The sequence below is a fragment of the uncultured Proteiniphilum sp. genome, from assembly GCF_937873925.1.
Lineage (GTDB): Bacteria > Bacteroidota > Bacteroidia > Bacteroidales > Dysgonomonadaceae > Proteiniphilum.
Genome location: NZ_CALNAT010000123.1, coordinates 1 through 6182 on the forward strand (window position 1 = coordinate 1; position 6182 = coordinate 6182).

The 6182-nt window shown below is 40.8% G+C and carries 3 protein-coding genes; all 3 read right to left on the reverse strand.

Going from position 1 to position 6182, the window contains the following annotated elements; translation table 11 throughout:
- Positions 1-306 precede the first annotated feature (306 nt).
- The gene (locus Q0502_RS08035; RefSeq protein WP_298649400.1) at positions 307-783 is read right to left on the reverse strand and encodes a hypothetical protein; all 477 of its coding nucleotides are present in this window, start codon (positions 781-783) and stop codon (positions 307-309) included.
- 74 nt (positions 784-857) lie between these two features.
- A complete protein-coding gene (locus Q0502_RS08040) occupies positions 858-2615 on the reverse strand; it encodes a RagB/SusD family nutrient uptake outer membrane protein (RefSeq protein WP_298649403.1) in 1758 nt (585 codons plus the stop codon).
- Positions 2616-2636: 21 nt separating this feature from the next.
- Positions 2637-5873, reverse strand: a complete 3237-nt coding sequence (locus Q0502_RS08045; RefSeq protein WP_298649406.1) for a TonB-dependent receptor — start codon at positions 5871-5873, stop codon at positions 2637-2639.
- Positions 5874-6182 lie beyond the last annotated feature (309 nt).

Here is a 6182-nt window from a genome sequence, read left to right on the forward strand (position 1 = left end):
GGGGTTTTATTTGGTTAAATAATTGCCGATACCCAACCCTTAGTTAAACACAACAGCATCAATTCATTAAATTTTCGGTCAGACTTTCTTAGCACAAACATTGTCAACGGATTGACTGCATGTAGGGAATATCCTTGACCGACAATCAATATTTTATCTGGAATGAAATACCGGGTAGTTGCCTCACCGACAGGGTAACGTACGAATGAAACACATACGATTGATTAATCACCGTTGAATTACAGCAAGATAAACTGAAATGGGAACAAAACCACTTCGTTATAAAGTTATAAACGGGAAATTCTATTACCTTAAATTTACGTTTATGTAGTCGTTAGTGTATTCAATCAGCTCTGTGAACGCTTTGGGAAAATCCTGTCGTGACCTGGCATTAATGGATACATACTTGCTCTCACCGTTTTCTATTAATTCAACTATGTACACAATTGAATTGTCTGAATTTTCCTTTTCTTCGAAACCATAGGTATCATCCATCTTGTTTATGTCGCTTCTGCTTATCAATTCGCTGAATCTTTCAAACTCCTGTTGCGACAGAATGCCTCCTTTCTCAATCGGATGGCTGACTCCCTCAAACCTGTCAAAAAAGTAATTGTTTTGTGAAATTGTATAGCTCGAATCGGGGTTCAACTGAAACTCCACCTTGAAGTTTCCAGCACTCTCCATGCTATATTTATAGGTAAAATCTTTCAATCCGGTATTGTTTCTGCAACCGATAACCAAAAGAATAAATAATGAAGTGACCCATAACTTGTATTTTATCATATTCTAACTCGTTTAATAATATAATCACAGAAGGGAAGTTTTCTCCCCTTCTGTGATTATCGGGAATTTATACTTTACTTCCAAGGATCAGGCTGAACCAGATAAGGTTTACCGTTTTCATCATTACCCATGGTTTGTATCTGAGTTTGCGGTATGGGAAACATCGTCTTACTGGCATCTAAAGTAACCGCCGCGCTAAATTTAGTGAACAAATATCCCTTCTCAAAATCGATATATTCTTTAATTTGCTGCGACATATATTCGCCACCCCATCGTGCCAGATCAAACCAGCGTTGTCCTTCCATGGCCAGTTCCAATTTCCGTTCCATCCGAACTGCTTTTATACATAATTCTTTATTGGTGAACACAGCATGCGTGGAAGGATACTCTTTGACAAGGTAATTTGCCGCAGGATTACCATTTGGCAGTTTGATTATGTTCACGGGAAGAGCGGCCCGTTTACGAATTTGGTTGACCATATTCATGGCTTCCGCTGTATTTCCGTCATTCGCCAAACATTCGGCATAAAGCAATATCATATCCCTTAAACTCAGGTATTGCAAGTTTATGGCCGACCCCGGTGCCCAACCGGCGCTTAATCCTCCACCGGCCAATCCCGCGTCTAATTCTTTTTTTGAATAAACGTGTTTCTTAGGCATAAAGAATCCGCCGTTTCCCATATCTCTCACCCAGTTGCTTTTGGGAACCCCCCAGTCTTTATAGGGGATGCCGAAACGTCCAATGGCAAAATCGAGACGTGGGTCAACAAGGGCATTGGTATTGACAGATAGTGGCGCTTCTTTTTCAGTAGACGAATTTTTCACCGATACATACGGCTCGTTCCTGTAAGAATTATCTAATAACGGTAATCCGTCCGTACCCACTTTAAAAGAATTAGCCAATTCATAAGAAGGTTGGTAAAAGCCACAACATCCACCGGGAGAATCGGCACCACCATGGGGATAGCATAAAGACATTCCCGTATTGGCATTGTTATAGTCGTTAGAAAATTGAACCGCAAAAATAGACTCTTTACCGTTATCGCGATAACTATCAAAATTAGCGTTCATATCATCTTCCAACCCATATTTCAGGGCATTGGATGTTTGGCCGTTATCTATTACATCTTTCAGAATGGGTTTTGCTGAAGCCATGTCGCCTTTTTGCATCAGGATTTTAGCCTTTAACGCTTTGGCTGCCCACAAATTTGCTCTTCCAGGCAAATCCTGTTTTTCCGGCAAATTGGTTATGGCAACATCTATGTCGGCTAATACTTTCGGGTAAATGTCAATATCATTATGTATTTTGGGATCATTTTCCTTGACGGTTTCATCCACCCATGGAATGTAAGGGCCAAACACCTTTATGCCCTCAAAATAGAACAACGTTCGGAGAAAATACAGTTCCCCTTTCCGGGTCTTCACAAAAATTTCCGGCAACTCTCCTTCCACTTCTTCTATGGTTTGCAAAGCAATGTTCACCCGTTTTGCGCCTTTATACACCCATATCCATTTTTGATTAATGTAGTTATTGTTCGATTGCACACTATATTTCTCCATATCGTTTAAAACGGACTGGTCATTGGCATCGGAGCCTTTGTTGGCGTCGCCGCCATACATGCCTCCAAACGTCCAGTTAAAAGGTGTTGCTCCCCAACCGTCTTCGGTAAGAGTGGCATAAGCAGTAGTAGTCAGTAGATCGATACCCGTTTGATTCATTAAAGCAGCCTGATCAATGCTTCCTTGCGGCGCTTTATATAAAAAATCCTCACCGCACGAATTAAACAAAAAAGCAGTTATTCCAATCAATAAGAATACTATATTATTTTTCATATTTTTAATTATTAAAATGATTCAAAATGCAAAATTTACACCAAAGAGCAAACGCATGGTAGTGGGCCACCCCCCTCCATCAATTCCACGGCTCAAGTCGGCACGATTACCCACTCCGGTTTCCCTGTTCGTAATTTCAGGATCCAATCCGGTGTATTTGGTAAAGGTCAACAAGTTCTCAGCTTGTAGATATATACGTAGGTTGGAAATAGTTGCCTTTTGTAACCATGACTTTGGCAATGTATACCCAACCACTAAATTTTTCAACCTTAAAAATGAACCGTCTTCAATGTAGTAAGAATTAAGCACTTTTCCTGTCCAACCATCCTTTGAGTCTAATATAGGCAATTGGGCTTTTGAATTGTCGGCACCTTTTTTCCAGGAAAGATCGCGCATTCGAGTGGAGCGGTTCCCTCCAAACAGGGGAAAATCAGTAAAAAATTTGGTGTTATTGAGAATATCGTTTCCTAAGGTTGAATACCAAAACATAGTCAAATCCCAATTTTTATACGTAAAAGAAGCATTTAAGCCGGCAATTAGATCGGGATGCGGGCTACCGATGACTGTACGGTCGTTCATATCGATCTTACCATCAGGTTCTCCATTTTCGCCTCCACCCAAATCGGCATACTTGTACTTTCCCACATACTCCTGCGGACCCGGTTTATCGGGATCCAACAAATCTTTTCTGGTGGTATTATAGGGAACCGGAGAATTCATGACGTCTTGTTCATTTTCATAAAAGCCTATAATCTTAAAGCCATAAAATTCCGATATGGGACGCCCTTTAATCGTACGTGTTTCACCCACATCAAAGCGGTCACCATATCCCCATAAAGCAAAATCATCGGAGTTGGAAAGGCGCAATACCGTATTTTTATAGGTTGATAAATTCAATCCTAGGTCCCAGGAAAAATCACCTTTTTTATCCCGATAATTCAATGTAAAATCGGCACCCACGTTTTTCATATCTCCGTAGTTGATGTACGGTTTTCCAATTTCATCGTTTGCTAAAGCCGAATAAGCAGCTTCTATCAACATGTCGGAAGTTTGTTTGTGATATAAATCCAATGATGTGGAGAATTTTCCATTCCCAAAAGTAGCATCAATTCCCAGATTGGCCATTTTAGTAGATTCCCACTTCGTATCTTCATTGCCAAAACGGTTCAACCTGTAACCCAGGTTTGTTCCGGTATTTGCTCCGCCAAGGTCATAATTTGTGGCTCGAGGATAGGTTGTAAACTCCATCGCGTAGTTAGTGGTTCGGGCCATCTCGGAATTACCGGTAATTCCATAACCAATACGCAATTTCAAATCGTCCAACCAGTCTCTTGTTCCCTCCATAAATTGTTCTTCCGATACACGCCAGCCCAAAGATGCCGATGGAAAAGTACCGTATCTGTTTTTTTTAGCAAACCGGGAAACTCCATCTCTGCGAACGATTCCCGTAAGTAGGTACTTGTCTTTAAAAGAATAGTCGGCACGGGCGAATATTCCAAAGAGAGCAAATTCACCGTTGTACCATGAATCATTTTCCCGTTGATCATTCCTTTCTCCCATCCCTAGCGTCCAGGTATTGATATTGTCTTCATACAAATATCCGAACCGCTGTCCGCGCATACCGCGTCCCAGCCCGTCACGGATGGCTTCCGATCCCAAGATCACATTTAACGAATGAATGTCGTCAAACACCCTATTATATGTCAAGGTATTGGTCCACACCCACCTGAAGTTAAATTCCGAACGTTCTTCCAAGTTATTCGTTCCCGGACTTTCGGAAAATTCGGGATTCTTTTTACTCATTCGGTAATAATAACGATTGGTATAATCCACACCAAAATTCGTACGGAACATTAATTCTTTTATTAAATCCACTTCACCCCAAAAATTACCAAAGATTCTCGAATTGCTCCAATAATTATCTTTGTTCCTGTATTCCTGTGCAACAACATTAATGAAATTTCCGGTTCCGGTAATTTTCGAACCGGCCCAATTTCCGAATTCATCCTTTACCGGAACCCAGGGAGAGGCACGATAGGTCCACGAATAAGGACTGGATTCCGTATAACTGGTATGCAATCCGACGTCTTTTGTCCATGTATATTGTAAATTTTCACCAAAACGCAACCAGGGGCGAACATCGAATGAACTGTTCAAACGGGTTTGATATCTTTTGTAATAAGAGTACTTCACCGTTCCCTGCTGATCGAAATAGTTCAATCCCATCAAATACTTTCCCTTTGTATTACCCCCAGACAAGGTTAACTGATGGCTCTGAATGGGAGCTACCCGGTCAATTTCGCTCCACCAGTCGGTATCTGAAAAAGGGACCATTTGATTATCGGGGAACGAATAGTTCTTAATATCCTGATTTTCACCTTTCGCTCCAGTTACCGTAAGATAATTGGGGATACGAGGTTCCGGGTATTCGCCAAATTGGGCATGATAGGGAATAGCTTTGTCTGCAGGAACTCCACGCAATAACATGGCATTACGTAGCGACTCCCACTCTATAGCTAACCGGTCAGCAGAGTTTAACAAATCGTAACGTTTGGTTGTTTTTTGAACTCCATAATAAGCATCATACGTTAATTTTGGCTGTCCTGACGCCGTTCCACGTTTGGTGGTAATCAGAATAACGCCATTGGCCGCCTGTGCCCCGTAAATGGCAGCGGAGGATGCGTCTTTCAACACTTGCATGCTTTCAATATCGTTAGGATTCAGACTGCTCAGGTTCTGGTTACGGGTAGATACTCCATCGACCACGTATAGTGGGCCGTTATCATTCACCGTATTAATTCCCCGGATACGAACCATGGTTGCCGAACCAGGGGAACCCGTTTGCCCAACATACACACCCGCAGCTTTTCCTTGCAGCTGCTGTGTTGCAGAAGAACCACTTGCAGCCAAAAGATCCTTGGTATTCACCACAGTTACCGAACCGGTAATATCTTTTTTAGCCTGAGTACCATAGCCAACAACAACGATCTCTTGCAAAGTTTCCGTGTCTTCAGCCAATACAACTGTCAGCCGGGTATTGTTGCCTACCGGAACTTCTTGTGTGGTAAAACCTACATAAGAAAATGCCAAAACGGAATTAGTTGATGCTACGTTTAAGGTAAAATTACCATCAAGATCAGTAATGGTACCGTTCATAGTACCTTTTTCAATTACGTTAACCCCAATAAGCGAACCTCCGCCGGCATCGGTCACGGTTCCCGTAACGCGTACTTGTGCAAGCATGACACCCACACTCATCAAGAAAAAAAGGAGGAGAAACAAAATCCTTCTCGCCTTCCAAAACAAATGCTTTTCTTTTTGCATAAAAATAATGATTAATGGTTAATAAATTTAAAATAAAAAGATGGGGGATTAAAACATGTGAAATTTTCAATTATTCATTAAGATTATCTACAACAAATTAAGTATTAAACATATAGATTTTCAAAATAAAAATATCATTTTTCAAAGGTGAAAATCATTTTTCAAAGGTATAATAAAATATATAAATTACAAATTATTTGTATATTATTTAAAAAAATGTTTTATTGATGATGAAATATTAAT